A 21227-nucleotide genomic window follows, 5' to 3' on the forward strand; every position below is an offset into this window, starting at 1 on the left:
GCCTGACCGGCAATATGATGCGCGGCATGACTGATGGGCCCGGACAGCAGCCGCAGCCTCCGCAGGAACCCCCCACGAGCGCCCCCGAGGGCGAGCGCGAGGTCCTTGAGGGACGCGTCATCCCCTCTCGGCCCCAGCCGCGCCACGCCGCCGCCCAGGCACCCCCGCAGCAGCCGTCGCCGTACGACGCGCAGGCGCCGCAGGGCCCGCAGCCGCCGTCGGGCCCGGCCGCCGACCAGCCGGCCGGGCCGCCGGGGGGCTACGCGGACGACCCGCGGCGCGGGTTCCGCCACGAGCCGGGACAGTCGCAGCCGCAGGCGCCGTCGTCCGGTCCCGCGTGGTCGCCGCAGGCCGAGCAGCCGGGCGCGTACCAGGTACGGCCCGGCGTCCCCGGCCAGGGCGCGGCCCGGCCGCACGCCTCGCTGCCGCCCGCCGCCGCGGCGCCGGGTGCCGCCGAGACCCCGGCGGCTCCCGCGCCGCCGCCCGGCCCCGCCCCCGCGCGGCCCACCGGCCCGACAGGCCCGCGGCCGGCCGCCCAGGCCGCGCCCCGGAGCACGCCCCAGGCCCCCGCCCAGGGCGCACCCCGAAGCCCGTCGCAGAGCCCCCAGGGCGCCCCGCAGGGCGCGCCCGGCATGGGCACCCACCGTCAGCCCTTCCCGCGCCAGCAGCGCGGCGCGGGACAGCGTCGGCAAGGGGCGCACACGCCCGCCTCAGGGCCGGGCGGCCCGCCCTCGGCCGGGACACCCGACTGGGGCGCGCTCGCCGAGCAGCAGGCCGCCAGCGGCGCCAAGCGGCGCAAGCTGATGATGCTCGGCGGCGGGATCGTCGCCGTCGCGGTGATAGCGGGCGGCGTCGCCACCGCCGTCGTCATGTCGGGCGGCTCGGACGACGAGCCGGTGGCCGGGCCGTCCTCGGCCACCAGCGGCGCCACGTCGCAGTCGCCGCTGCCGCCCGCGCCCTCGTTCTCCTCGGTCGCTCCCCCGCCGCCGCCCAACCCGCTGGACTTCATCTCCACCGCCGCCAAGGACACCGCCCCGATCACCGTGGGCGGCCTCTTCCCCGGCAAGCAGTTCCGGATCGGCGGCAACGTCTACTCCCAGACCGCCGCCGCCACCACCGCCAAGTGCGCCGACGGCGCCCGCAGCGAGCTGGCCGCCGCCCTCACCGCCAACGGCTGCCGCAAGCTGATCCGCGCCACCTACGTACGCGGCGGCGTGGCCGTCACCGTCGGCGTCGCCGTCTTCGACGACACCGCCCACGCGGCGAAGGTGCAGAAGACCGCCCACTACCTCGGCCCGCTCAACGGCGGCGGCATCAAGGACTTCTGCCACGCCGTCGCCTGCCAGATGACGTCCAACGCCGTCGGCCGCTACGCCTACTTCACCATCTCCGGCTTCAAGACCGGCAAGACCCTCACCAAGGCCGACACCACCGCCAGGCAGGCCGCCAACGACGCCTCCGACTTCGCCTTCCAGCGCGTCATCCAGCGCGGCCGCGACGCCGCGAGCGCCGCTACCCCGTAACGGCGGCAGCGGGGGCGCACGGCAGGGTCCGTCTGTTGCGGGCCTCCACCGAGCGGGCGGCCAGCTGGTCGTCCGCCGGGTAGCCGACCTCTTCCAGGGTGAGGCCGTGCGGGCGCAGGACCTTGACGGCGGAATGGCGCTCGCGCCCGGCCAGGACCTCGCCGGGGAAGCCGACCGGGCGGTGGCCGTCACCGACCAGGATCATCGCGCCGATCAGCGCGCGCACCATGTTGTGGCAGAAGGCGTCGGCGCGGACCGTGGCGACCGCGAGACCGTCGGCCGTACGCTCCCAGCGCAGGTCGAGCAGGGTGCGGATGGTCGTGGCGCCCTCGCGCTTCTTGCAGTACGCGGCGAAGTCGTGCTCGCCGAGCAGGAGTTCGGCCGCCGCGTTCATCCGGTCGACGTCCACCGGACGGTCGTGCCACAGCACGTGGCCGCGCAGCAGCGGGTCCACACCGCCGGGGTGGTCGCCGACGCGGTAGGCGTACCGCCGCCAGACCGCCGAGAACCGCGCGTTGAACCCGGCGGGTGCCGCCGAGACGTCCCAGACGCGTACGTCCCACGGCAGCCGTCCGGCCAGCCGCCGGCGCAGATTGCCGCCCTCGGCCGCCCACACGTCCGCGGGCAGGTCCACGTGCGCCACCTGCCCGCGCGCGTGCACCCCGGCGTCGGTGCGCCCCGCGACGGTCAGCTCCACCGGCTCCGCCATCCGCAGCACCGTCGGGATCGCCGCCTCCAACTCCCCCTGCACGGTCCGCCGGGTGCGCTGCTTGGCCCACCCGGAGAAGTCCGTACCGTCGTAGGCCAGATCCAGCCGCACCCGTACGGCGCCGGGCGCCACCTCGTCGCTCACGCGCGCATTCCTCTCAGCGGGATCAGGGGACTTCGGGGACTTCGGGGACTTCGGGGGCCGGGGATCGCGGGGACCAGCGGAACGGGCCCGTACCCCTCCGGCAGAGGGGTACGGGCCCGCGGGGTCGCTCCCGGGGTCTCAGAACGCTCAGGCGTCCTTGGACTCCTTGGGCTCCTCGTCGGCCGGAGCGGCGTCCTCGACCGCGTCGTCCGCGGTCTCGGGCGTGGCGTCCGCCGGCTCGGAGTCCTTCTTGAGGTCGGCCAGAGCCTCGTCACCGGCGCGGTCCTTGGCGGAACGCTTGGTGGCGGCCTCGGCCTCGCCCGTGGCGGCCTGCGCCACGGTCAGCGCCTCGACCAGCTCGATGACGGCCATCGGCGCGTTGTCGCCGCGGCGGTTACCGACCTTGGTGATCCGGGTGTAGCCACCCGGGCGGTTCTCGTACCGCGGCGCGATCTCGGTGAAGAGCGTGTGGACGACGCTCTTGTCCGTGATCGTCTGCAGCACCTGGCGACGGTTGTGCATGTCGCCCTTCTTCGCCTTCGTGATCAGCCGCTCCGCGACCGGACGCAGACGGCGCGCCTTGGCCTCGGTGGTCTTGATCCTGCCGTGCTCGAACAGCGACTTCGCGAGGTTCGCGAGCAGCAGCTTCTCGTGCGCGGCGCCGCCGCCGAGGCGGGCACCCTTCGCGGGCTGAGGCATGGTCTTTCTCCTTCTCCGCTGCACCGGCCGTACGAGGTACCGATGTCAGTGCGAACTGGCGGCTGCCAGCTCGATGGGGGTCCGGGGCCGGGCCCCGGTGCCCTCCCCGTTCGGTGCGAACCGGGAAGGCGCCCGGCGACGGCCGGGACCAGGGGTCCCGGCCGCGCCGGAGGCGATCAGTACTGCTCGGTCTCCACGAAACCGGCGTCCACGTCGTCGTCGGCGCCGAAGGCGTCGGCGGCGGCGGTGGGGTCGAATCCGGGCGGGCTGTCCTTGAGGGCCAGGCCCATGCCGGCCAGCTTCGCCTTGACCTCGTCGATCGACTTCGCGCCGAAGTTGCGGATGTCGAGCAGGTCGGCCTCGGAGCGTGCCACGAGCTCACCCACGGAGTGGATGCCCTCGCGCTTGAGGCAGTTGTAGGAGCGGACGGTGAGTTCCAGCTCCTCGATCGGCAGCGCCAGGTCAGCGGCCAGGGCGGCGTCCGTGGGGGACGGGCCCATGTCGATGCCCTCGGCGTCGACGTTCAGCTCGCGGGCCAGGCCGAACAGCTCGACCAGGGTCTTGCCCGCGGACGCCATGGCGTCACGGGGGCGCATGGCCTGCTTGGTCTCGACGTCGACGATCAGCTTGTCGAAGTCGGTGCGCTGCTCGACACGGGTCGCCTCGACCTTGTAGGTGACCTTGAGCACCGGGCTGTAGATGGAGTCGACCGGGATGCGGCCGATCTCCTGGCCCTGCTGCTTGTTCTGCACCGCGGAGACGTAGCCGCGACCGCGCTCGACGGTCAGCTCCATCTCCAGCTTGCCCTTGGCGTTCAGCGTCGCCAGGACCAGGTCGGGGTTGTGCACCTCGACACCGGCCGGGGGCGCGATGTCGGCGGCGGTGACGACACCCGGGCCCTGCTTGCGCAGGTACATCACGACCGGCTCGTCGTGCTCCGAGGAGACGACGAGCTGCTTGATGTTGAGGATGACGTCGGTCACGTCCTCCTTGACGCCCGGCACGGTGGTGAACTCGTGCAGGACACCGTCGACCCGGATGCTGGTGACAGCGGCACCGGGGATCGAGGAGAGGAGCGTACGGCGGAGCGAGTTGCCGAGGGTGTAGCCGAAGCCCGGCTCCAGCGGCTCGATCACGAACCGGGAGCGGAATTCGTCGACGACCTCTTCGGTCAACGAGGGACGCTGAGCGATCAGCATGAGTGTCGGTCCTTCATTCGTGGGCGCCCGCTATTTGACGCCCCCTGTACTACGAGGATACGGGCGGTACGACGGTCGCCCGTCGTACCGCCCGGCATCGCCTCGGTCCGTACGCCGAAGTAATTGCTTACTTCGAGTACAGCTCGACGATGAGCTGCTCCTGCACCTGGGTGTCGATCACCTGGCGCTCGGGCAGGCTGTGCACGAGGATCCGCAGCTTGCCGGCGTTGGCTTCGAGCCACGCGGGCACGGTCTTGTCGCCGGCCTCGCCCTGGGCCACCGCGAACGGGGTCAGGTTGCGGGACGACTCGCGGACCTCGACGATGTCGCTCACGGACACACGGGCCGACGGGATGTCGGTCTTGCGGCCGTTGACGGTGATGTGTCCGTGACGGACGAGCTGCCGCGCGTGGTCGCGGGACTTGGCGAAGCCGGCCCGGTACACCACGTTGTCGAGGCGGGTCTCAAGGATGCGCAGAAGGTTCTCACCGGTCTTGCCGGACTTCTGGTTCGCTTCCTTGTAGTAGTTCACGAACTGCTTCTCGAGGACACCGTAGATGCGCGCGCACTTCTGCTTCTCACGAAGCTGGAGAAGGTACTCGCTGTCCTTGGTGCGCCCGCGTCCGTGCTCACCCGGGGGGTAAGGACGGATCTCGATCGGGCACTTCGCGCTCTCGCACTTGCTCCCCTTGAGGAAGAGCTTCTGCTTCTCCCGACGGCAACGCTTGCAGTCGGCCCCGGTGTAACGCGCCATTGTCTCGTGTCTCCTGTATCAGCTTGTCAGACGCGGCGGCGCTTGGGCGGGCGGCAGCCGTTGTGCGGGGTCGGGGTGACGTCCTGGATCGAACCGACCTCGAGGCCCGTGGCCTGGAGGGAGCGGATCGCGGTCTCGCGGCCGGAGCCGGGACCCTTCACGAAGACGTCGACCTTGCGCATGCCGTGCTCCTGCGCCCGGCGGGCGGCCGACTCGGCGGCCATCTGCGCGGCGAAGGGGGTGGACTTGCGCGAGCCCTTGAAGCCGACGTGGCCGGCGGAGGCCCAGGAGATCACGTTGCCCGCGGGGTCGGTGATCGAGACGATCGTGTTGTTGAACGTGCTCTTGATGTGGGCGTGCCCATGAGCGACGTTCTTCTTTTCCTTGCGGCGCACCTTCTTGGCTGCGCCCTGACGGCCCTTAGGAGGCATGTGTCAACTTCTCCCGGTGGAGGTGGTCGGTCCTACAGCGAAGACCGCTGATGAGCGTCCGCTGAGGACTACTTCTTGCCCGGCTTCTTCTTACCGGCGATGGCGCGACGCGGACCCTTGCGGGTACGGGCGTTGGTGTGAGTGCGCTGACCGTGGACCGGCAGGCCACGACGGTGGCGCAGACCCTGGTAGCAGCCGATTTCCACCTTGCGGCGGATGTCGGCCTGCACCTCGCGACGGAGGTCACCCTCGGTCTTGAAGTTGGCATCGACGTACTCGCGCAGCTTGACGAGGTCTTCCTCGGCCAGGTCGCGGACGCGGATGTCGGGGTTCACACCGGTCTCCTTCAGCACCTGCTGGGAGCGGGAGCGCCCGATGCCGAAGACGTAGGTGAGGGCGATCTCCACGCGCTTCTCACGCGGGAGGTCAACGCCTGAAAGGCGTGCCATTTTCTTGGCTCCTGATGGTTTCGGAGGTCTTCCGCAGTGCCGGCTCCTGACCGCCGACCGCTCGTGTGCTGAGCGGTGGTACGACCAGGTCCCCGGCCTCCGCCGGAGGTGTCATCCCCTTGTGGCAGGAGATGGGCACTGCGTATGTACGTGTGTGCGTCGCGCGAAGTTCTGCGGATGCAGGTAGGTCGGCGTGCGTCAGCCCTGGCGCTGCTTGTGGCGCAGGTTGTCGCAGATGACCATGACCCGGCCGTGACGGCGGATCACCTTGCACTTGTCGCAGATCTTCTTGACGCTCGGCTTGACCTTCATGAGGTGAGGTTCTCCGGGTCTTGAGATCTACTCGTTGCTACTTGTATCGGTAGACGATCCGTCCGCGCGTCAGGTCGTACGGAGAGAGCTCCACAACGACCCGGTCATCCGGGAGGATGCGGATGTAGTGCATCCGCATCTTGCCGCTGATGTGCGCGAGGACCTTGTGACCGTTCTGCAGCTCCACCTTGAACATCGCGTTCGGCAGAGACTCGATCACGGTGCCCTCGATTTCGATGGCGCCTTGCTTTTTGGCCATGTCCTGCTTTCGGGATCGGCTACCTTGGTCGGCCCCAGACATGCCAAAAGACACGCGAGAGCCGACGTGTCAGTCTACGTCACGCCACCCGGAAAGACGAATCAGGGATGTATGCCCTGCCCCGAAGATCCTTAAGCAAGCGGGTCTGGGGCGGTCGTGATGCCGTACTCGGCCAGTTTGGCCCTGCCGCAGTCCTCGGCGGTCAGGACGAGGGGGCCGTCCTCGGTGAGGGCGATGGAGTGCTCCCAGTGCGAGGACCAGGAGCCGTCGTCGGACTTGACCGTCCACTCGTCGGCGAGGACGTGGGTGCGGGGGGTGCCGAGGGTGACCATCGGCTCGATGGCGAGGCAGACACCGGGGATCAGCTTGATGCCGCGCCCGCGCTTCTTGGTGACGTAGTTCAGCAGGTGCGGGTCCATGTGCATCTGGGTGCCGATGCCGTGGCCCCCGTAGTCCTCGACGATGCCGTACTTGCCGGAGGCGGGCCGCGGCTGGCGGCGGATGTAGCCCTCGATCGCCTTGGAGATGTCCTCCAACCGGTTGCCCTTGCGGAAGGCGGCGATGCCCGCCCACATGGACTCCTCGGTGACCCGGCTCAGCTCGATCAGCTCCGGCGCGTGCCCGCTGCCCACGAAGCACGTGAAGGCCGCGTCGCCGTGCCAGCCGTCCACGATGGCGCCGGCGTCGATGGCGATCATGTCGCCGTCCTTGAGCACCGTCTCGCGGTCCGGGATGCCGTGCACCACCACGTCGTTGACCGACGTGCAGATGTTGCCGGGGAAGCCGCCGTACCCCAGGAAGTTCGGCTTGGCGCCGTGGTCGGCGATCACCTTCGCGGCGACCTCGTCCAGGTCCTTGGTGGTGGCGCCGGGCACCGCCGCGGCGCGCGTCGCCCGGTGGATCGCCGCCACGACCAACCCGGCCTCGCGCATCTTGGCGATCTGCTCGGGGGTCTTGATCTCCACCATGACGGCTGGCGCCTTCCTTGTGTACGTCAGTGCTCGGGCACCGCCCGTCCCCTCGGGGACGGCATGTGCCCACTCAACGATACGGCCGTGGCACCCGTCAGGGCACCACGGCCGATGCCGTGCTCTGCGGCGGCTACCGCCGCTCGCCCGCGCGCAGCGCGTCCATCGCGCGCTGCGTGACCTCGGCCACCGGGCCGAGCGCCGAGATCGTCACCACAAGGTCCTGCTGCTTGTAGTAGTCGATGATCGGCTCGGTCTCGCGGTGGTAGACCTCGATCCGGTTGCGGACCTTGTCCTCCGCGTCGTCGCTGCGCTGGTACAGCTCGCCGCCGCAGACGTCGCAGACGCCCTCGGTGGCGGGCTTGCTGTACTCGACATGGAAGACGTGCGCGCTGTTGTTGCGGCACACCCGGCGGCCGGCGATCCGCTTGACGACCTCGTCCTCGGGGACCTCCAGGTCGAGCACACCGTCGAGCGCGATCCCGTGCCCGGCCATGTACGCGTCCAGCGCGCGGGCCTGGAACTCGTTGCGCGGAAAGCCGTCGAGCAGGAAGCCCTCCGCCGCGTCCGCCTGCTCCAGGCGGTCCTCCGCCATGCCGATGGTGATCTCGTCAGGTACCAGGTCACCGGCGTCCATGAACGCCTTCGCCTGCTTGCCCAGGTCGGTCCCTTGACTGATGTTGGCGCGGAACAGGTCTCCCGTGGAGATGTGCGGGATCGACAGGTTCTTGGCGAGGAACGCGGCCTGCGTCCCCTTGCCCGCGCCGGGGGGACCGACCAGGACGATTCGCATCAGCGGAGGAACCCTTCGTAGTTACGCTGCTGGAGCTGGCTCTCGATCTGCTTCACCGTCTCCAGACCGACACCCACGATGATCAGGATGCTGGTGCCGCCCAGCGGGAAGCTGCCGTTGCTCCCGTTGAAGACCGCGATGGCGACCGTTGGCACGAGAGCGATGAGACCCAGATACAGCGATCCCGGCCACGTGATGCGATTCAGCACGTAACTCAGGTACTCCGCGGTGGGGCGGCCGGCCCGGATGCCGGGGATGAAGCCACCGTACTTCTTCATATTATCCGCCACTTCCTCGGGGTTAAACGAGATAGCGACGTAGAAGAAGGCGAAGAACACGATCAGCAGGAAGTAGGCGGCCATGTAGATCGGGTGGTCGCCCTTGGTCATGTTGCGGCTGATCCACTGCGCCCAGCCCGCGGTCGACCCGGAGAACTGCACGATCAGCGCCGGGATGTAGAGCAGCGACGACGCGAAGATGACCGGGATCACACCCGCCTGATTGACCTTCAGGGGGATGTACGTGGAGGTGCCGCCGTACGAGCGGCGGCCGATCATGCGCTTCGCGTACTGCACCGGAATTCGGCGCTGGGCCTGTTCGACGAAGACCACCAGGCCGACCATCGCGAGACCGACGGCGATCACCGCGAGGAACTCCACCCAGCCGCCGGCGATCTTGCCGGAGACCTTGATCGCCCACAGCGAGCCGGGGAATCCGGCGGCGATGGCGACGAACATCAGGATCGACATGCCGTTGCCGATGCCCTTGTCGGTGATCAGCTCGCCGAGCCACATGATCATCACGGTGCCCGCGGTCATGGTGGTCACCATGGTCACGGTGGTGAAGATCGACTGGTTCGGCACGATGTCGAACTTGTTCTGGCAACTGGAGAACAGGCTGCCGGAGCGGGCGGTGGCGACGAGGCCGGTGCCCTGGAGGACCGCGAGCGCGACGGTCAGGTACCGGGTGTACTGCGTGATCTTGGTGGTGCCCGCCTGGCCCTCCTTCTTGAGGGCCTCCAGGCGTGGGATCACCACCGTGAGGAGCTGCAGGATGATGCTCGCCGTGATGTACGGCATGATCCCGAGCGCGAAGATCGTGAGCTGGAGAAGAGCGCCGCCGCTGAACATGTTCACCAGGCCGAAGAGGCTGTTGCTGCTCTTCGTGTCCTTAATGCACTGGTTGACCACCGAGTAGTCGATCCCCGGCACCGGAACATGCGCACCGAGGCGATAGATCACCACGATGCCCAACGTAAACAGCAGCTTCTTCCGCAGGTCGGGCGTCCTGAACGCCCGTGCGAACGCGGTGAGCACGGTGCCTCCTGCACCCCCCGCGCACGGCGGAAGGACGGTCTGATGAGGTACTGACTGATACGGGCAGATACGGCGCTGGCCATACGGCTGTACCACCCGCGAAAGCACACAGGCTCTGCGAACAGTAACAACCGACGTCACCCTACCCGCGAGGCGGGCTCCCTAGGAATGACCAATCGGCCAAGGAAATACAAGGAAACAACGACCGGGGATGCCCCTAGGTGCTGGGCATCCCCGGTCGTCGTGTGACATCTGACTCAGATGAGTTCGGTCACGGTACCGCCGGCGGCGGTGATCTTCTGCTGGGCGGACCCGGAAACCGCGTCCACGGTCACCTGGAGCGCCACGGTCACCTCGCCGGTGCCGAGCACCTTGACGAGCTGGTTCTTGCGTACCGCGCCCTTGGCGACCAGATCGGCCACCGTGACCTCGCCGCCCTCGGGGTAGAGGGTCGCGAGCTTGTCCAGGTTGACGACCTGGTACTCGGTGCGGAACGGGTTCTTGAAGCCCTTGAGCTTCGGGAGACGCATGTGGAGGGGCATCTGCCCGCCCTCGAAGCGCTCCGGAACCTGGTAGCGGGCCTTGGTGCCCTTGGTGCCACGACCGGCCGTCTTGCCCTTGGACGCCTCGCCACGACCCACACGGGTCTTGGCGGTCTTGGCGCCGGGGGCCGGACGGAGGTTGTGGATCTTGATCGGGCTTTCGTTACCCATGATCAGTCGACCTCCTCGACCGTGACGAGGTGGCGGACGGTCTGGACCATGCCGCGGATCTCCGGCCGGTCCTCCTTGACCACCACGTCGTTCAGCCGCTTCAGGCCGAGCGACCGCAGGGTGTCACGGTGGTTCTGCTTGCTGCCGATGTAGGACTTGGTCTGGGTGACCTTGAGGCGAGCCATTACGCACCCACCCCGGCACGCGCACGCAGCAGGGCGGCGGGCGCGACGTCCTCGATCGGCAGACCGCGGCGGGCGGCGATCTCCTCGGGGCGCTGAAGCCCCTGGAGCGCGGCCACCGTGGCGTGCACGATGTTGATCGCGTTGTCCGAGCCGAGGCTCTTGGACAGCACGTCGTGGATACCGGCGCACTCCAGGACGGCGCGCACCGGGCCACCGGCGATCACACCGGTACCGGGGGAAGCGGGCTTGAGCAGGACGACGCCCGCGGCCTTCTCGCCCTGGATCGGGTGCGGGATGGTGCCCTGGATACGGGGGACCTTGAAGAAGTGCTTCTTGGCCTCCTCCACACCCTTGGCGATGGCGGCCGGCACCTCCTTGGCCTTGCCGTAACCGACACCCACGGTGCCGTCACCGTCGCCCACCACGACCAGCGCGGTGAAGCTGAAGCGACGACCACCCTTCACAACCTTGGCGACGCGATTGATCGCGACGACACGCTCGACATAGGCGGTCTTCTCGGCCTGCTGGCCGCCGTCCCGCCGGTCCTTACGGTCCCGTCGCTCGCCGCCACCGGCACCGCTTCCGCGGCGCTGGGGTCCAGCCATTGGAATTACCTCTCTTCGTTTTCCGCTAGCTACGGAACCGGATCAGAACTTCAGTCCGGCTTCGCGGGCGGCGTCCGCCAGGGCGGCGATGCGCCCCGCGTACTGGTTGCCGCCACGGTCGAACACGACAGCCTCGACGCCCTTGGCCTTCGCACGCTCGGCCACGAGCTGGCCGACCTGCTTGGCCTTGGCGCTCTTGTCGCCTTCGCCGCCGCGGATGGACGCGTCGAGGGTCGACGCGGACGCGAGCGTGTGGCCCGCGAGATCGTCGATGACCTGCGCCACGATGCCACGGTTGGAACGGGTCACGACCAGACGCGGACGCGCCTCCGTGCCCGAGACCCGCTTGCGGACGCGGATGTGGCGACGCTTGAGTGCCGCACCCTTGTACGCCTTGCCCTTGGCGATCTTCACACCGTATGCCATGGCTACTTACCAGCCTTTCCGACCTTGCGGCGGATGACCTCGCCGGCGTACTTGACGCCCTTGGCCTTGTACGGGTCGGGCTTCCGCAGCTTGCGGATGTTGGCGGCCACCTCGCCGACCTTCTGCTTGTCGATGCCCTCGACGGAGAACTTCGTCGGGTTCTCGACCTTGAAGGAGATCCCCTCGGGGGCCTCGACGAGAATCGGGTGGCTGTAGCCCAGGGCGAACTCCAGGTTGGAGCCCTTCGCCTGGACGCGGTAGCCGACACCGCTGATTTCGAGCTGCTTGCTGTAGCCCGCGGTCACGCCGGTGATCATGTTCGCCACCAGCGTGCGGGACAGGCCGTGCAGGGCCTTCGAGACACGCTCGTCGTTGGGGCGGGTGACCAGCAGAGTGCCGTCCTCGCCCTTGGCGATCTCGATCGGCGCGGCAACGGTGTGCGAAAGGGAACCCTTGGGGCCCTTCACAGCGACCGTGCGGCCGTCGATGGTGACGTCCACTCCGGCGGGAACCGAGATGGGCAGCTTGCCGATGCGCGACATTGCTATACCTCGCTTTCCCGGTTACCAGACGTAGGCGAGGACTTCCCCACCCACGCCCTTCTTCTGCGCCTGCTGGCCGGTGAGCAGCCCGTGGGACGTGGAGATGATCGCCACGCCCAGGCCGCCGAGCACCTTCGGCAGGTTGGTGGACTTCGCGTAGACCCGCAGACCAGGCTTGCTGATCCGCTTGATCCCGGCGATGGAGCGCTGCCGCTCCGGACCGAACTTCAGCTCGAGGATGAGGTTCTTGCCGACCTCGGCGTCCTCGACCTTCCAGCCGGTGATGTAACCCTCCTGCTGGAGGATCTCCGCGATGTGCGACTTGATCTTGCTGAACGGCATCTCGACGTCGTCGTGGTACGCCGAGTTGGCGTTACGCAGACGGGTCAGCATGTCCGCGATGGGGTCGGTCATGGTCATGAGTTGGCCCTGGGCCTCTCTCGCCGGGGTTTCCTATCTGTGCCATCCCTCTCCCCGAGAGGTGCGCCGCGCGGTGGCGGACACGTCGGGACGGGTGCGGTACGGGGACCTACGGCGTAGTAAGTCGAATCGGGCGGCGGACGCCCAACCCTTCTACCTTACGGGAAAAAGGTTGGGCCCCCGACCGTCCAGATGCTTACCGAGAGTTCCTGGTGATCCGGATTGCCCGGACTACCAGGAGCTCTTGGTCACGCCCGGCAGCTCGCCACGGTGGGCCATCTCACGAAGGCACACGCGGCACAGGCCGAACTTGCGGTAGACGGAGTGCGGCCGGCCGCAGCGCTGGCAGCGGTTGTACGCGCGCACAGCGAACTTCGGCTTACGAGCGGCCTTGGCAATGAGAGCCTTCTTCGCCACGGCTCACGCCTCCTTGAACGGGAAGCCGAGGTGACGAAGGAGGGCGCGGCCCTCATCGTCGTTGGTCGCCGTGGTGACCACGGTGATGTCCATACCCCGGACGCGGTCGATCTTGTCCTGGTCGATCTCGTGGAACATGACCTGCTCCGTGAGACCGAAGGTGTAGTTGCCCCGGCCGTCGAACTGCTTCGGCGACAGACCGCGGAAGTCGCGGATACGCGGGAGCGCGAGCGACAGCAGGCGGTCCAGGAACTCCCACATGCGGTCACCGCGGAGGGTGACGTGGGCGCCGATCGGCTGACCCTCACGCAGCTTGAACTGCGCGATGGACTTCCGGGCCTTGGTGACCTGCGGCTTCTGGCCGGTGATCGTGGCGAGGTCGCGGATGGCGCCCTCGATCAGCTTGGAGTCGCGGGCGGCGTCGCCCACACCCATGTTGACCACGATCTTGGTGAGACCGGGAATCTGCATGACGTTCTCGTACGAGAACTCGTCGCGCAGCTTGCCCGCGATCTCCTCGCGGTAGCGCGTCTTGAGACGCGGCTGTGCGTGCGTCGTAGCGGTGTCAGTCATCAGATGTCCTCACCGGTCCGCTTGGCAACGCGGATCTTGTTGCCCTCGTCGTCGAACCGGTAGCCGACGCGGGTCACGACCTTGTTGCCGTCCTTCTCAACAACGAGCTGCACGTTGCTGACGTGGATGGGCGCCTCGGTGGTGATGATGCCGCCGGTCTTCGAACCGCGGTCGGTCTGGCCGGCCTTGGTGTGCTTCTTGACCCGGTTGACACCCTCGACGAGGACACGGTCGAGCGCGGGGTAGGCAACGATGACCTTGCCCTGCTTGCCCTTGTCCTTACCGGTGATGACCTGGACCAGGTCGCCCTTCTTGATCTTCATCGGTTACAGCACCTCCGGCGCGAGCGAGACGATCTTCATGAACTTCTTCTCGCGCAGCTCACGGCCCACCGGGCCGAAGATACGGGTGCCGCGGGGGTCGCCGTCGTTCTTGAGGATGACGGCGGCGTTCTCGTCGAACCGGATGTACGAGCCGTCGGCGCGACGGCGCTCCTTGACGGTCCGGACGATGACCGCCTTGACGACCTCGCCCTTCTTCACGTTGCCACCGGGGATCGCGTCCTTGACGGTGGCGACGATGACGTCACCGATTCCCGCGTAGCGGCGACCCGAGCCACCGAGAACACGGATGCAAAGGATCTCCTTGGCACCAGTGTTGTCGGCGACACGAAGTCGCGACTCCTGCTGGATCACGTCTATCTCCTGTTTGTCGCGTCGGTTCCCGGCGGGGCCCACTCACGGGGAGCGGGCCACCGCCGAGCCTGACGGAACGGTCCTGAGGGAGTGCCCTCAGGGATTACTTGGCCTTCTCGAGGATCTCGACGACGCGCCACCGCTTGGTCGCGGAGGTCGGCCGGGTCTCCATGAGGAGGACCCGGTCGCCGATGCCCGCGGCGTTCTGCTCGTCGTGCGCCTTGAGCTTGTTGGTGCGGCGGATGACCTTGCCGTACAGGGCGTGCTTCACACGGTCCTCGACGGCGACCACTACGGTCTTGTCCATCTTGTCGCTGACCACAAGGCCCTCGCGGGTCTTGCGGAAGCCGCGCTGCTCGTCGGTCGTCTCAGTCACATTCTTCTCGCTCATCAGGCGCTCTCCACCGTCTCCACAGTCTCGATGCCCAGCTCACGCTCGTGCATCAACGTGTAGATCCGGGCGATGTCCTTGCGGACCACCTTGAGCCGGCTGTTGTTCTCGAGCTGCCCGGTGGCCCCTTGGAAGCGGAGGTTGAACAGCTCCTCCTTCGCCTCGCGCAGCTTGTTGACGAGCTCCTCGTCACCAAGCTGGCGCAGCTCGGAAGCCTTGGTACCGGCCGCCATCACGACTCACCTGCCTCGCGCCGCACGATGCGGCACTTCATCGGAAGCTTGTGCGCGGCGCGGGTCAGCGCCTCACGAGCAACCTTCTCGTTCGGGAATGACAGCTCGAACATCACCCGACCGGGCTTGACGTTCGCGATCCACCACTCGGGAGAACCCTTACCGGAACCCATGCGGGTCTCGGCGGGCTTCTTGGTCAGCGGGCGGTCCGGGTAGATGTTGATCCAGACCTTGCCGCCGCGCTTGATGTGACGGGTGATGGAGATACGAGCGGACTCGATCTGCCGGTTGGTCACGTAGGCGGGCGTGACGGCCTGAAGGCCGTACTCGCCGAACGCCAGCTCCGTGCCGCCCTTGGCCATTCCGTCGCGCCCGGGGTGGTGCTGCTTGCGGTGCTTGACCCTACGGGGGATCAGCATGGTACTTAGCCTTCCGTTCCGGGGGTCTCCGCGGCTGCTGCCGGGGCCTCGACGGCAGGAACATCCGTCTTGGAGGCCGGGGAGCCGGACGCGCCGTCGGTCTGAGGACGACGGCCGCCACCGCCACCGCGGCCACCGCGCTCGCCACCGCGGCGCTGCGGACGCTCGTTGCCGCCACCACGCGCCGGGCGGTTGCCCGCACGGGCCGCGGCGTTGTCGGCGCGGACCTCGGCGATGTTCTTGACGTCGCCCTTGTAGATCCACACCTTGACACCGATACGGCCGAAGGTGGTCTTGGCCTCGAAGAAGCCGTAGTCCACGTTGGCGCGCAGGGTGTGCAGCGGGACACGGCCCTCGCGGTAGAACTCGGAGCGGGACATCTCGGCGCCGCCGAGGCGGCCACCGCACTGGATCTTGATGCCCTTGGCGCCGGCCTTCATGGTGCCCTGCATGCTCTTGCGCATGGCACGGCGGAAGGAGACGCGCGAGGAGAGCTGCTCGGCGACGGCCTGGGCCACCAACTGAGCGTCCATCTCCGGGTTCTTGACCTCGAGGATGTTGAGCTGGACCTGCTTGCCGGTCAGCTTCTCCAGGTCACCGCGGATGCGGTCGGCCTCCGCGCCGCGACGGCCGATGACGATGCCCGGCCGGGCGGTGTGGATGTCGACGCGGACGCGGTCACGGGTGCGCTCGATCTCCACCTTGGAGATACCGGCGCGCTCCATGCCCTGCGTCATCATCTTGCGGATGGCCACGTCTTCCTTGACGTAGTCCTTGTACAGCTTGTCGGCGTACCAGCGGGACTTGAAGTCCGTGGTGATGCCGAGGCGGAACCCGTACGGGTTTACCTTCTGGCCCATTACCGGGTCTCTCCCTTGCTGGCGACGACCACGGTGATGTGGCTGGTCCGCTTGCGGATGCGGTAGGCGCGGCCCTGGGCGCGCGGCCGGAACCGCTTGAGGGTCGGACCCTCGTCCACATACGCCTCGCTGATGAACAGCGACTCGGCGTCGGTGTGGTCGTAGTTGTGCGCGGCGTTGGCAATGGCGCTGTCCAGCACCTTGCCGACCGGCACGCTCGCGGCCTGCGGGGTGAAACGCAGGACCGCCTGAGCCTCCGTGGCGTCCATGCCACGGATGAGGTCCACCACGCGGCGGGCCTTCATGGGCGTGACGCGGATGTACCGCGCCTGGGCCCTGGCTTCCATGGTTGTCCCTTCAGTGTCTGTCTTCGTCGTCACGGTTCAGCCCGCTCAGCGACGCCGCGACTTGCGGTCGTCCTTCTCGTGCCCGCGGAAGGTGCGGGTCGGTGCGAACTCGCCGAGCTTGTGGCCGACCATCGACTCAGTGACGAACACCGGGACGTGCTTACGGCCGTCGTGCACCGCGATCGTGTGACCCAGCATCGCCGGGATGATCATCGAGCGGCGGGACCAGGTCTTGATGACGTTCTTGGTGCCTGCTTCGTTCTGTACGTCCACCTTCTTGATCAGGTGGTCGTCGACGAAGGGCCCCTTCTTGAGACTGCGCGGCATCTAAACCCGCTCCTAGCGCTTCTTGTTCGTCTTGCGGCGGCGGACGATGTACTTGCTCGATGCCTTCTTCGGCGAGCGAGTACGACCTTCCTTCTGACCCCACGGGGAGACCGGGTGGCGACCACCGGAGGTCTTGCCCTCACCACCACCGTGCGGGTGGTCCACCGGGTTCATGGCGACACCGCGGACGGTCGGGCGGACGCCCTTCCAGCGCATGCGGCCGGCCTTGCCCCAGTTGATGTTCGACTGCTCGGCGTTGCCGACCTCGCCGATCGTGGCGCGGCAGCGGACGTCGACCATGCGGACTTCACCGGACGGCATGCGAAGGGTGGCCATGGTGCCTTCCTTCGCCAGTAGCTGGACGGAAGCGCCCGCGGAGCGGGAGATCTTCGCGCCGCCACCGGGCCGCAGCTCGATCGCGTGGATCGTCGTACCCACCGGGATGTTGCGCAGCGGCAGGTTGTTGCCCGGCTTGATGTCGGCGTTGGGGCCGTTCTCGATCCGGTCACCCTGCTGGAGCTTCGCGGGGGCGAGGATGTAGCGCTTCTCGCCGTCCGCGTAGTGCAGCAGCGCGATGCGCGCGGTGCGGTTGGGGTCGTACTCGATGTGCGCGACCTTGGCGGGCACGCCGTCCTTGTCATGGCGACGGAAGTCGATGACACGGTAGGCGCGCTTGTGGCCACCGCCTTGGTGGCGGACGGTCACACGACCGGCGTTGTTACGGCCGCCCTTGCTGTGCAGCGGGCGGACCAGCGACTTCTCCGGCGTGGACCGCGTGATCTCGACAAAGTCGGCGACGCTGGAGCCACGACGGCCCGGAGTCGTCGGCTTGTACTTGCGGATACCCATTTCTCAGTCCTCGGATGAATTCAGGACTTCGACACGATCCGGCCTCCGTTAGGAGACCGGGCCGCCGAAGATGTCGATTCGGTCGCCCTCGGCAAGGGTCACGATGGCGCGCTTGGTGTTGGCGCGCTTGCCGAAACCGGTGCGGGTGCGCTTGCGCTTGCCCTGCCGGTTGATCGTGTTGACCCCGGTGACCTTGACCGAGAAGACCGCCTCGACGGCCTGCTTGATCTGGGTCTTGTTCGCGCGCGGGTCGACGACGAACGTGTACTTGTTCTCGTCCAGCAGCGCGTAGCTCTTCTCCGAGACCACCGGCTTGATCAAGAGGTCACGGGGGTCCGTGTACGTCTTGCTGGTGATCACGGGTCCGGTGGTGGTCGTGTCGTCGCTCATCAGGCTTCGCTCCCTTCGAGCTCATCCTCGGAGGCGACGGCCTTGCCGGAGGCCGACTCAGGACCGGATCCCGCCACGAAACGCTCGAAGGCGTCCTTGGTGAAGACCACGTCGTCGGAGACGAGCACGTCGTACGTGTTGAGCTGGCCTGCGTCCAGGATGTGCACCTGGGGCAGGTTGCGGGCGGAAAGCCACGCGGCCTCGTCGGCGCGCTCGATGACCAGGAGCACGTTCTTGCGCTCGCTGATCTTGCCGAGCAGGCTCTTGGCGGCCTTCGTCGACGGGGCGGAGCCCTCGACGACGCCGGAGACGACGTGGATGCGGTTGTGCCGCGCACGGTCGGTCAGGGCGCCGCGGAGGGCGGCCTTGACCATCTTCTTGGGGGTGCGCTGCGAGTAGTCACGCGGTACGGGACCGTGGACGACGCCACCGCCGGCGAACTGCGGGGCGCGGGTCGAGCCCTGACGGGCGCGGCCGGTGCCCTTCTGGCGGTACGGCTTGCGGCCACCACCGCGGACCTCGCCACGCGTCTTCACCTTGTGCGTGCCCTGGCGGGCGGCGGCGAGCTGCGCGACGACGACCTGGTGGATCAGCGGGATGCTGACCTTGGCGTCGAAGATCTCGGCCGGGAGTTCTACGGTCCCGGCGGTGTCGCCCGACGGCGACAGGACGTTGATGGTGCTCATAGCCTTCAGGCCCCCTTGGCCGCGGTGCGGACCAGGACGAGGCCGCCGTTCGGACCGGGGATAGCGCCCTTGATGAGCAGCAGTCCCTTCTCCGCGTCAACGGCGTGGACGGTCAGGTTCTGGGTGGTGACCCGCTCGTTGCCCATGCGGCCCGCCATGCGCATGCCCTTGAAGACACGGCCGGGGGTGGCGCAGCCACCGATGGAGCCCGGCGAGCGGTGCTTGCGCTGCACGCCGTGCCCGGCGCCGAGGCCCTTGAAGTTGTGACGCTTCATGACACCGGCGAAGCCCTTGCCCTTGCTCTTGCCGGTCACGTCGACCTTGACGCCTGCCTCGAACACCTCGGCGGTGATCTCCTGGCCGAGCGTGTACTCCGCGGCGTCCGCGGTGCGCAGCTCCACCAGGTGGCGGCGGGGGGTGACGTCGGCCTTCGCGAAGTGGCCCTTGAGGGGCTTGTTCACCTTGCGCGGGTCGATCTCGCCGAAGGCGAGCTGAACCGACTCGTAACCGTCGGCGTCGTTCGTACGGACCTGGGTCACAACGTTCGGACCGGCCTTGACGACAGTCACTGGGACGACACGGTTGTTCTCGTCCCAGACCTGGGTCATGCCGAGCTTCTCGCCCAGGATGCCCTTGATCTGCTTGGTCATCTTCTCCGCGCCTCTCAGAGCTTGATCTCGATGTCGACGCCGGCCGGAAGGTCCAGGCGCATCAACGAGTCAACGGTCTTGGGCGTCGGGTCGAGGATGTCGATCAGGCGCTTGTGCGTGCGCATCTCGAAGTGCTCGCGCGAGTCCTTGTACTTGTGCGGCGACTTGATGACGCAGTACACGTTCTTCTCAGTGGGCAGCGGCACCGGGCCCGCGACCTGCGCACCAGTACGCGTCACCGTCTCGACGATCTTCTTCGCCGAGGAGTCGATGACCTCGTGGTCGTAGGCCTTGAGCCGGATGCGGATCTTCTGTCCCGCCATGGCTACTCCGTAGTCCTTGTCTCTGTTTACGCTCTGACATCCGCTTCGCCGACCCACGCGGTCGGGCGTGTCGCGCCCCTTCCGTGAATTTCCGCATGCGGAAATCCCTCTTCAGGGGGTTGCGTGGGAGATAACACCCACCGGATGCCTGGTCGGAACCGCGCTCACGCTTCCCGGAAGATTCCCGTACGTCCGCCCCAGCGCTGCCCCGAGGGGCAGTTAAGGCGACGAGTACTGTGGGACTCGCTTCCGGTCCTCCCGACGGGAGGCGCGCAGCATCGGCGCTCGACCGAGCAACTTGGACAGTGTGCCATATGGGGCATGGCCGTGGCCAATCGGGCCGGAAAGCTTACCCCTCCGCGTTCAGCCGCCAAACCTGGGCTCGTTGAGGCGTGCGGCGGCGGCCCTCACAGCGAGTGGGTCGCGGTGATACGTCCTGTTCCGTCCGCTTGCACGTCGGCCGTGCCGTTGCCGCCGGTGACGGTCACCCGGATCACCACGGCCCTGGTCTTCGCGTCGCGGGCGATGTCGATCCTCCAGGAGCCGGCGCCCGCGCCCGTGACCCCGAGATTGGTCCTGGCCTCCCTGACGAGTTCCGGCATCCGCTCGTACGGCAGGTCGGTCAGCACCACGGGCAGTTGACCCGGGGCCCACTCGTCCGGCTTCGTGCCGCGGGCCGTCATACGGCGGTCGGTGACGCTGACGCTGACGGCGGTGGACACCCCGGCCTTGAGCAGCGCGTCGGAGGTGGCGCGCAACTGCCCTCCGATGAGGATCGAGGTGCTGACGTCGGCCGTGGTCACGCTCCGCGAGACGGTCGTGCTCGTGGAGCCGGAACCGCCGGAACGGCCGGAACCGCCGAAGGCGCCGGGGCTCGTCGCGGACGAGGAGGGCTTCGCCGGGTCGTCCGTGAAGAGGTCGCCGCGGAAGACCAGGACGACGACCGCGGCGCCGGCCAGCATGCCGAGGACGGCGATCGCGCACCAGGGGCCGGCCTTCTCCGGATCGCGGACCCGCGTGGACTCCGGCGCCGAGTCCAGCGACGCCCGCGCCGCCCGGCTCGCCCACTCCGCGTCCGGCTCGCTGACGATCGTGACGTCCCACGGCCTGTCGGGCGGGTACTCGACCACCACGATGCCGCGCACCGGGAAGTCGGGGAGGTCGACCAGATTCACCGACCGGTGGACGTGGGCCCGGAACGCGGGCCGGTCGTCCGGCGCCACGGTCAGGTCGAAGGCCACCGGCACGTCCGCGTACTCCCCGCTGGTGGCGCGCCTGCTCTCGATCATGGCGACGGCCTTGACCCGCTCCACGACCGGCCGCCGCACCCGGTGCCGCGCGCTGAACGCGGCCGTGGTCAGAACCAGCAGCGCCAGGGCCGCGATGCCGCTGCCCCACACCGCGACCTTGCCGATGGTGCCGCCGACCACGATCGCCGCCACCCCGGCGCCGAACGCCCCGCCGACCAGCAGCCCGCGCAGCAGCGCCGCAGGGCCGTTCCCGCTGGCATGAGCGGTCTCCGTGGCATCCGTCATCGTCACGAGGGGTGATTCTGTCCTGAACGAACCACCGCAGGAAGACGTTCGGGTGTCGTACCGGTGACGACCGGGGGCGGGCCCG

At 68.2% G+C, this 21227-nt stretch carries 34 protein-coding genes; 1 reads left to right on the forward strand and 33 read right to left on the reverse strand.

The features are described 5' to 3' along the window. Window positions 1–26: 26 nt before the first annotated feature. Window positions 27–1523 carry a hypothetical protein gene (locus ACFY9V_RS27490; protein ID WP_391163434.1) on the forward strand — a complete coding sequence of 499 codons (1497 nt, stop codon included), beginning with the start codon at window positions 27–29 and terminating at the stop codon, window positions 1521–1523. Here the strand turns inward: ACFY9V_RS27490 and truA are convergent. The 33 genes from truA to ACFY9V_RS27655 form a co-directional block, all read right to left on the reverse strand. Beyond that, the gene (truA, locus tag ACFY9V_RS27495) at window positions 1513–2376 is read right to left on the reverse strand and encodes a tRNA pseudouridine(38-40) synthase TruA (RefSeq protein ID WP_391163435.1); all 864 of its coding nucleotides are present in this window, start codon (window positions 2374–2376) and stop codon (window positions 1513–1515) included. The genes ACFY9V_RS27490 and truA overlap by 11 nt on opposite strands. A 147-nt stretch (window positions 2377–2523) precedes the next feature. After that, entirely contained in the window at window positions 2524–3075 is a 552-nt protein-coding gene (gene rplQ / locus ACFY9V_RS27500; RefSeq protein ID WP_355340186.1) for a 50S ribosomal protein L17, read from the reverse strand. 176 nt (window positions 3076–3251) lie between these two features. Then, window positions 3252–4274, reverse strand: coding sequence for a DNA-directed RNA polymerase subunit alpha (locus ACFY9V_RS27505; RefSeq protein ID WP_033177813.1), 1023 nt, complete (start codon window positions 4272–4274; stop codon window positions 3252–3254). A gap of 127 nt (window positions 4275–4401) precedes the next feature. After that, window positions 4402–5028, reverse strand: a complete 627-nt coding sequence (rpsD, locus tag ACFY9V_RS27510) for a 30S ribosomal protein S4 (RefSeq protein WP_355340190.1) — start codon at window positions 5026–5028, stop codon at window positions 4402–4404. Between the two features lie 26 nt (window positions 5029–5054). After that, complete coding sequence (gene rpsK, locus ACFY9V_RS27515) at window positions 5055–5459, reverse strand: 30S ribosomal protein S11 (RefSeq protein ID WP_006376016.1); 405 nt, start codon at window positions 5457–5459, stop codon at window positions 5055–5057. A 68-nt stretch (window positions 5460–5527) separates the two neighbouring features. Next, window positions 5528–5908 carry a 30S ribosomal protein S13 gene (rpsM, locus tag ACFY9V_RS27520; protein ID WP_188284659.1) on the reverse strand — a complete coding sequence of 127 codons (381 nt, stop codon included), beginning with the start codon at window positions 5906–5908 and terminating at the stop codon, window positions 5528–5530. A 198-nt stretch (window positions 5909–6106) separates the two neighbouring features. After that, on the reverse strand, window positions 6107–6220 hold the full coding sequence (gene rpmJ / locus ACFY9V_RS27525) for a 50S ribosomal protein L36 (RefSeq protein WP_003956441.1): 114 nt from the start codon (window positions 6218–6220) through the stop codon (window positions 6107–6109). 37 nt (window positions 6221–6257) lie between these two features. Then, window positions 6258–6479, reverse strand: a complete 222-nt coding sequence (gene infA, locus ACFY9V_RS27530) for a translation initiation factor IF-1 (protein WP_003956442.1) — start codon at window positions 6477–6479, stop codon at window positions 6258–6260. A 131-nt stretch (window positions 6480–6610) separates the two neighbouring features. Beyond that, window positions 6611–7447, reverse strand: coding sequence for a type I methionyl aminopeptidase (map, locus tag ACFY9V_RS27535; RefSeq protein ID WP_391050423.1), 837 nt, complete (start codon window positions 7445–7447; stop codon window positions 6611–6613). Window positions 7448–7580: 133 nt separating this feature from the next. Continuing rightward, entirely contained in the window at window positions 7581–8240 is a 660-nt protein-coding gene (locus ACFY9V_RS27540) for an adenylate kinase (RefSeq protein WP_355340197.1), read from the reverse strand. Continuing rightward, window positions 8240–9556, reverse strand: coding sequence for a preprotein translocase subunit SecY (gene secY, locus ACFY9V_RS27545; RefSeq protein WP_093713225.1), 1317 nt, complete (start codon window positions 9554–9556; stop codon window positions 8240–8242). Before secY ends, ACFY9V_RS27540 begins: the two co-directional genes overlap by 1 nt. 257 nt (window positions 9557–9813) lie before the next feature. After that, window positions 9814–10269 carry a 50S ribosomal protein L15 gene (gene rplO / locus ACFY9V_RS27550; protein ID WP_355340200.1) on the reverse strand — a complete coding sequence of 152 codons (456 nt, stop codon included), beginning with the start codon at window positions 10267–10269 and terminating at the stop codon, window positions 9814–9816. Window positions 10270–10271: 2 nt separating this feature from the next. Further along, a complete protein-coding gene (gene rpmD, locus ACFY9V_RS27555) occupies window positions 10272–10454 on the reverse strand; it encodes a 50S ribosomal protein L30 (protein WP_030890715.1) in 183 nt (60 codons plus the stop codon). Next, window positions 10454–11059 carry a 30S ribosomal protein S5 gene (rpsE, locus tag ACFY9V_RS27560; RefSeq protein WP_093713222.1) on the reverse strand — a complete coding sequence of 202 codons (606 nt, stop codon included), beginning with the start codon at window positions 11057–11059 and terminating at the stop codon, window positions 10454–10456. Before rpsE ends, rpmD begins: the two co-directional genes overlap by 1 nt. A 42-nt stretch (window positions 11060–11101) precedes the next feature. Continuing rightward, a complete protein-coding gene (rplR, locus tag ACFY9V_RS27565; RefSeq protein WP_188284655.1) occupies window positions 11102–11485 on the reverse strand; it encodes a 50S ribosomal protein L18 in 384 nt (127 codons plus the stop codon). A 2-nt stretch (window positions 11486–11487) separates the two neighbouring features. Then, on the reverse strand, window positions 11488–12027 hold the full coding sequence (rplF, locus tag ACFY9V_RS27570) for a 50S ribosomal protein L6 (RefSeq protein ID WP_188284654.1): 540 nt from the start codon (window positions 12025–12027) through the stop codon (window positions 11488–11490). A 21-nt stretch (window positions 12028–12048) separates the two neighbouring features. Next, a complete protein-coding gene (gene rpsH / locus ACFY9V_RS27575) occupies window positions 12049–12447 on the reverse strand; it encodes a 30S ribosomal protein S8 (protein WP_355340206.1) in 399 nt (132 codons plus the stop codon). 231 nt (window positions 12448–12678) lie between these two features. Then, on the reverse strand, window positions 12679–12864 hold the full coding sequence (locus ACFY9V_RS27580) for a type Z 30S ribosomal protein S14 (protein ID WP_030890724.1): 186 nt from the start codon (window positions 12862–12864) through the stop codon (window positions 12679–12681). Between the two features lie 3 nt (window positions 12865–12867). Beyond that, window positions 12868–13437 carry a 50S ribosomal protein L5 gene (gene rplE / locus ACFY9V_RS27585; RefSeq protein WP_188284652.1) on the reverse strand — a complete coding sequence of 190 codons (570 nt, stop codon included), beginning with the start codon at window positions 13435–13437 and terminating at the stop codon, window positions 12868–12870. After that, window positions 13437–13760, reverse strand: a complete 324-nt coding sequence (gene rplX / locus ACFY9V_RS27590) for a 50S ribosomal protein L24 (RefSeq protein WP_188284651.1) — start codon at window positions 13758–13760, stop codon at window positions 13437–13439. Before rplX ends, rplE begins: the two co-directional genes overlap by 1 nt. A gap of 3 nt (window positions 13761–13763) precedes the next feature. Beyond that, the gene (gene rplN / locus ACFY9V_RS27595; protein WP_031524788.1) at window positions 13764–14132 is read right to left on the reverse strand and encodes a 50S ribosomal protein L14; all 369 of its coding nucleotides are present in this window, start codon (window positions 14130–14132) and stop codon (window positions 13764–13766) included. 103 nt (window positions 14133–14235) lie between these two features. Continuing rightward, window positions 14236–14523: a 30S ribosomal protein S17 gene (rpsQ, locus tag ACFY9V_RS27600; protein ID WP_188284650.1), complete on the reverse strand. Its 288-nt coding sequence runs from the start codon at window positions 14521–14523 to the stop codon at window positions 14236–14238. Continuing rightward, window positions 14523–14756 (reverse strand): 50S ribosomal protein L29, encoded by a 234-nt coding sequence (gene rpmC, locus ACFY9V_RS27605; protein ID WP_093713214.1) that lies wholly within the window; start codon window positions 14754–14756, stop codon window positions 14523–14525. The genes rpsQ and rpmC overlap by 1 nt, the downstream gene beginning before the upstream one ends. Next, window positions 14756–15175, reverse strand: a complete 420-nt coding sequence (gene rplP, locus ACFY9V_RS27610; protein WP_188284648.1) for a 50S ribosomal protein L16 — start codon at window positions 15173–15175, stop codon at window positions 14756–14758. The genes rpmC and rplP overlap by 1 nt, the downstream gene beginning before the upstream one ends. Window positions 15176–15180: 5 nt before the next feature. Then, window positions 15181–16035 carry a 30S ribosomal protein S3 gene (rpsC, locus tag ACFY9V_RS27615; protein ID WP_355340213.1) on the reverse strand — a complete coding sequence of 285 codons (855 nt, stop codon included), beginning with the start codon at window positions 16033–16035 and terminating at the stop codon, window positions 15181–15183. After that, a complete protein-coding gene (rplV, locus tag ACFY9V_RS27620) occupies window positions 16035–16382 on the reverse strand; it encodes a 50S ribosomal protein L22 (protein ID WP_188284646.1) in 348 nt (115 codons plus the stop codon). The genes rpsC and rplV overlap by 1 nt, the downstream gene beginning before the upstream one ends. Before the next feature lie 45 nt (window positions 16383–16427). Continuing rightward, window positions 16428–16709, reverse strand: a complete 282-nt coding sequence (rpsS, locus tag ACFY9V_RS27625; RefSeq protein WP_033177798.1) for a 30S ribosomal protein S19 — start codon at window positions 16707–16709, stop codon at window positions 16428–16430. Between the two features lie 12 nt (window positions 16710–16721). Continuing rightward, entirely contained in the window at window positions 16722–17558 is an 837-nt protein-coding gene (gene rplB / locus ACFY9V_RS27630; protein WP_073492405.1) for a 50S ribosomal protein L2, read from the reverse strand. Between the two features lie 48 nt (window positions 17559–17606). After that, window positions 17607–17948, reverse strand: a complete 342-nt coding sequence (gene rplW / locus ACFY9V_RS27635) for a 50S ribosomal protein L23 (protein ID WP_188284643.1) — start codon at window positions 17946–17948, stop codon at window positions 17607–17609. Next, window positions 17948–18634 carry a 50S ribosomal protein L4 gene (gene rplD, locus ACFY9V_RS27640; RefSeq protein ID WP_355340218.1) on the reverse strand — a complete coding sequence of 229 codons (687 nt, stop codon included), beginning with the start codon at window positions 18632–18634 and terminating at the stop codon, window positions 17948–17950. Before rplD ends, rplW begins: the two co-directional genes overlap by 1 nt. Before the next feature lie 5 nt (window positions 18635–18639). After that, window positions 18640–19284 (reverse strand): 50S ribosomal protein L3, encoded by a 645-nt coding sequence (rplC, locus tag ACFY9V_RS27645; protein WP_188284641.1) that lies wholly within the window; start codon window positions 19282–19284, stop codon window positions 18640–18642. 14 nt (window positions 19285–19298) lie between these two features. Next, entirely contained in the window at window positions 19299–19607 is a 309-nt protein-coding gene (gene rpsJ / locus ACFY9V_RS27650; RefSeq protein ID WP_014144312.1) for a 30S ribosomal protein S10, read from the reverse strand. Between the two features lie 407 nt (window positions 19608–20014). Further along, on the reverse strand, window positions 20015–21148 hold the full coding sequence (locus ACFY9V_RS27655; protein ID WP_391163438.1) for a hypothetical protein: 1134 nt from the start codon (window positions 21146–21148) through the stop codon (window positions 20015–20017). Window positions 21149–21227: the final 79 nt, after the last annotated feature.

Source organism: Streptomyces sp. NPDC008317 (genome assembly GCF_042955955.1).
Lineage (GTDB): Bacteria > Actinomycetota > Actinomycetes > Streptomycetales > Streptomycetaceae > Actinacidiphila.

Bases quoted from the DNA above. Each gene is read 5' to 3' on its own strand.
- rplV (WP_188284646.1), bottom strand. From the start codon at position 16,382: ATGGAAGCCAGGGCCCAGGCGCGGTACATCCGCGTCACGCCCATGAAG.
- rplO (WP_355340200.1), bottom strand. From the start codon at position 10,269: ATGGGTAACGAAAGCCCGATCAAGATCCACAACCTCCGTCCGGCCCCC.
- rplP (WP_188284648.1), bottom strand. From the start codon at position 15,175: ATGCTGATCCCCCGTAGGGTCAAGCACCGCAAGCAGCACCACCCCGGG.
- map (WP_391050423.1), bottom strand. From the start codon at position 7,447: ATGGTGGAGATCAAGACCCCCGAGCAGATCGCCAAGATGCGCGAGGCC.
- rplF (WP_188284654.1), bottom strand. From the start codon at position 12,027: ATGTCGCGCATCGGCAAGCTGCCCATCTCGGTTCCCGCCGGAGTGGAC.
- rpsM (WP_188284659.1), bottom strand. From the start codon at position 5,908: ATGGCACGCCTTTCAGGCGTTGACCTCCCGCGTGAGAAGCGCGTGGAG.
- rplB (WP_073492405.1), bottom strand. From the start codon at position 17,558: ATGGGTATCCGCAAGTACAAGCCGACGACTCCGGGCCGTCGTGGCTCC.
- rpmJ (WP_003956441.1), bottom strand. From the start codon at position 6,220: ATGAAGGTCAAGCCGAGCGTCAAGAAGATCTGCGACAAGTGCAAGGTG.
- rpsS (WP_033177798.1), bottom strand. From the start codon at position 16,709: ATGCCGCGCAGTCTCAAGAAGGGGCCCTTCGTCGACGACCACCTGATC.
- rpsD (WP_355340190.1), bottom strand. From the start codon at position 5,028: ATGGCGCGTTACACCGGGGCCGACTGCAAGCGTTGCCGTCGGGAGAAG.
- ACFY9V_RS27505 (WP_033177813.1), bottom strand. From the start codon at position 4,274: ATGCTGATCGCTCAGCGTCCCTCGTTGACCGAAGAGGTCGTCGACGAA.
- infA (WP_003956442.1), bottom strand. From the start codon at position 6,479: ATGGCCAAAAAGCAAGGCGCCATCGAAATCGAGGGCACCGTGATCGAG.
- ACFY9V_RS27490 (WP_391163434.1), top strand. From the start codon at position 27: ATGACTGATGGGCCCGGACAGCAGCCGCAGCCTCCGCAGGAACCCCCC.
- rpsE (WP_093713222.1), bottom strand. From the start codon at position 11,059: ATGGCTGGACCCCAGCGCCGCGGAAGCGGTGCCGGTGGCGGCGAGCGA.
- ACFY9V_RS27540 (WP_355340197.1), bottom strand. From the start codon at position 8,240: ATGCGAATCGTCCTGGTCGGTCCCCCCGGCGCGGGCAAGGGGACGCAG.
- rplR (WP_188284655.1), bottom strand. From the start codon at position 11,485: ATGGCATACGGTGTGAAGATCGCCAAGGGCAAGGCGTACAAGGGTGCG.
- rpsK (WP_006376016.1), bottom strand. From the start codon at position 5,459: ATGCCTCCTAAGGGCCGTCAGGGCGCAGCCAAGAAGGTGCGCCGCAAG.
- rplC (WP_188284641.1), bottom strand. From the start codon at position 19,284: ATGACCAAGCAGATCAAGGGCATCCTGGGCGAGAAGCTCGGCATGACC.
- rplD (WP_355340218.1), bottom strand. From the start codon at position 18,634: ATGAGCACCATCAACGTCCTGTCGCCGTCGGGCGACACCGCCGGGACC.
- rplQ (WP_355340186.1), bottom strand. From the start codon at position 3,075: ATGCCTCAGCCCGCGAAGGGTGCCCGCCTCGGCGGCGGCGCCGCGCAC.
- rplE (WP_188284652.1), bottom strand. From the start codon at position 13,437: ATGACTGACACCGCTACGACGCACGCACAGCCGCGTCTCAAGACGCGC.
- rpsH (WP_355340206.1), bottom strand. From the start codon at position 12,447: ATGACCATGACCGACCCCATCGCGGACATGCTGACCCGTCTGCGTAAC.
- rpsJ (WP_014144312.1), bottom strand. From the start codon at position 19,607: ATGGCGGGACAGAAGATCCGCATCCGGCTCAAGGCCTACGACCACGAG.
- rpsQ (WP_188284650.1), bottom strand. From the start codon at position 14,523: ATGAGCGAGAAGAATGTGACTGAGACGACCGACGAGCAGCGCGGCTTC.
- rpsC (WP_355340213.1), bottom strand. From the start codon at position 16,035: ATGGGCCAGAAGGTAAACCCGTACGGGTTCCGCCTCGGCATCACCACG.
- rpmD (WP_030890715.1), bottom strand. From the start codon at position 10,454: ATGGCTCGCCTCAAGGTCACCCAGACCAAGTCCTACATCGGCAGCAAG.
- rplW (WP_188284643.1), bottom strand. From the start codon at position 17,948: ATGAGCGACGACACGACCACCACCGGACCCGTGATCACCAGCAAGACG.
- rpmC (WP_093713214.1), bottom strand. From the start codon at position 14,756: ATGGCGGCCGGTACCAAGGCTTCCGAGCTGCGCCAGCTTGGTGACGAG.
- rplX (WP_188284651.1), bottom strand. From the start codon at position 13,760: ATGAAGATCAAGAAGGGCGACCTGGTCCAGGTCATCACCGGTAAGGAC.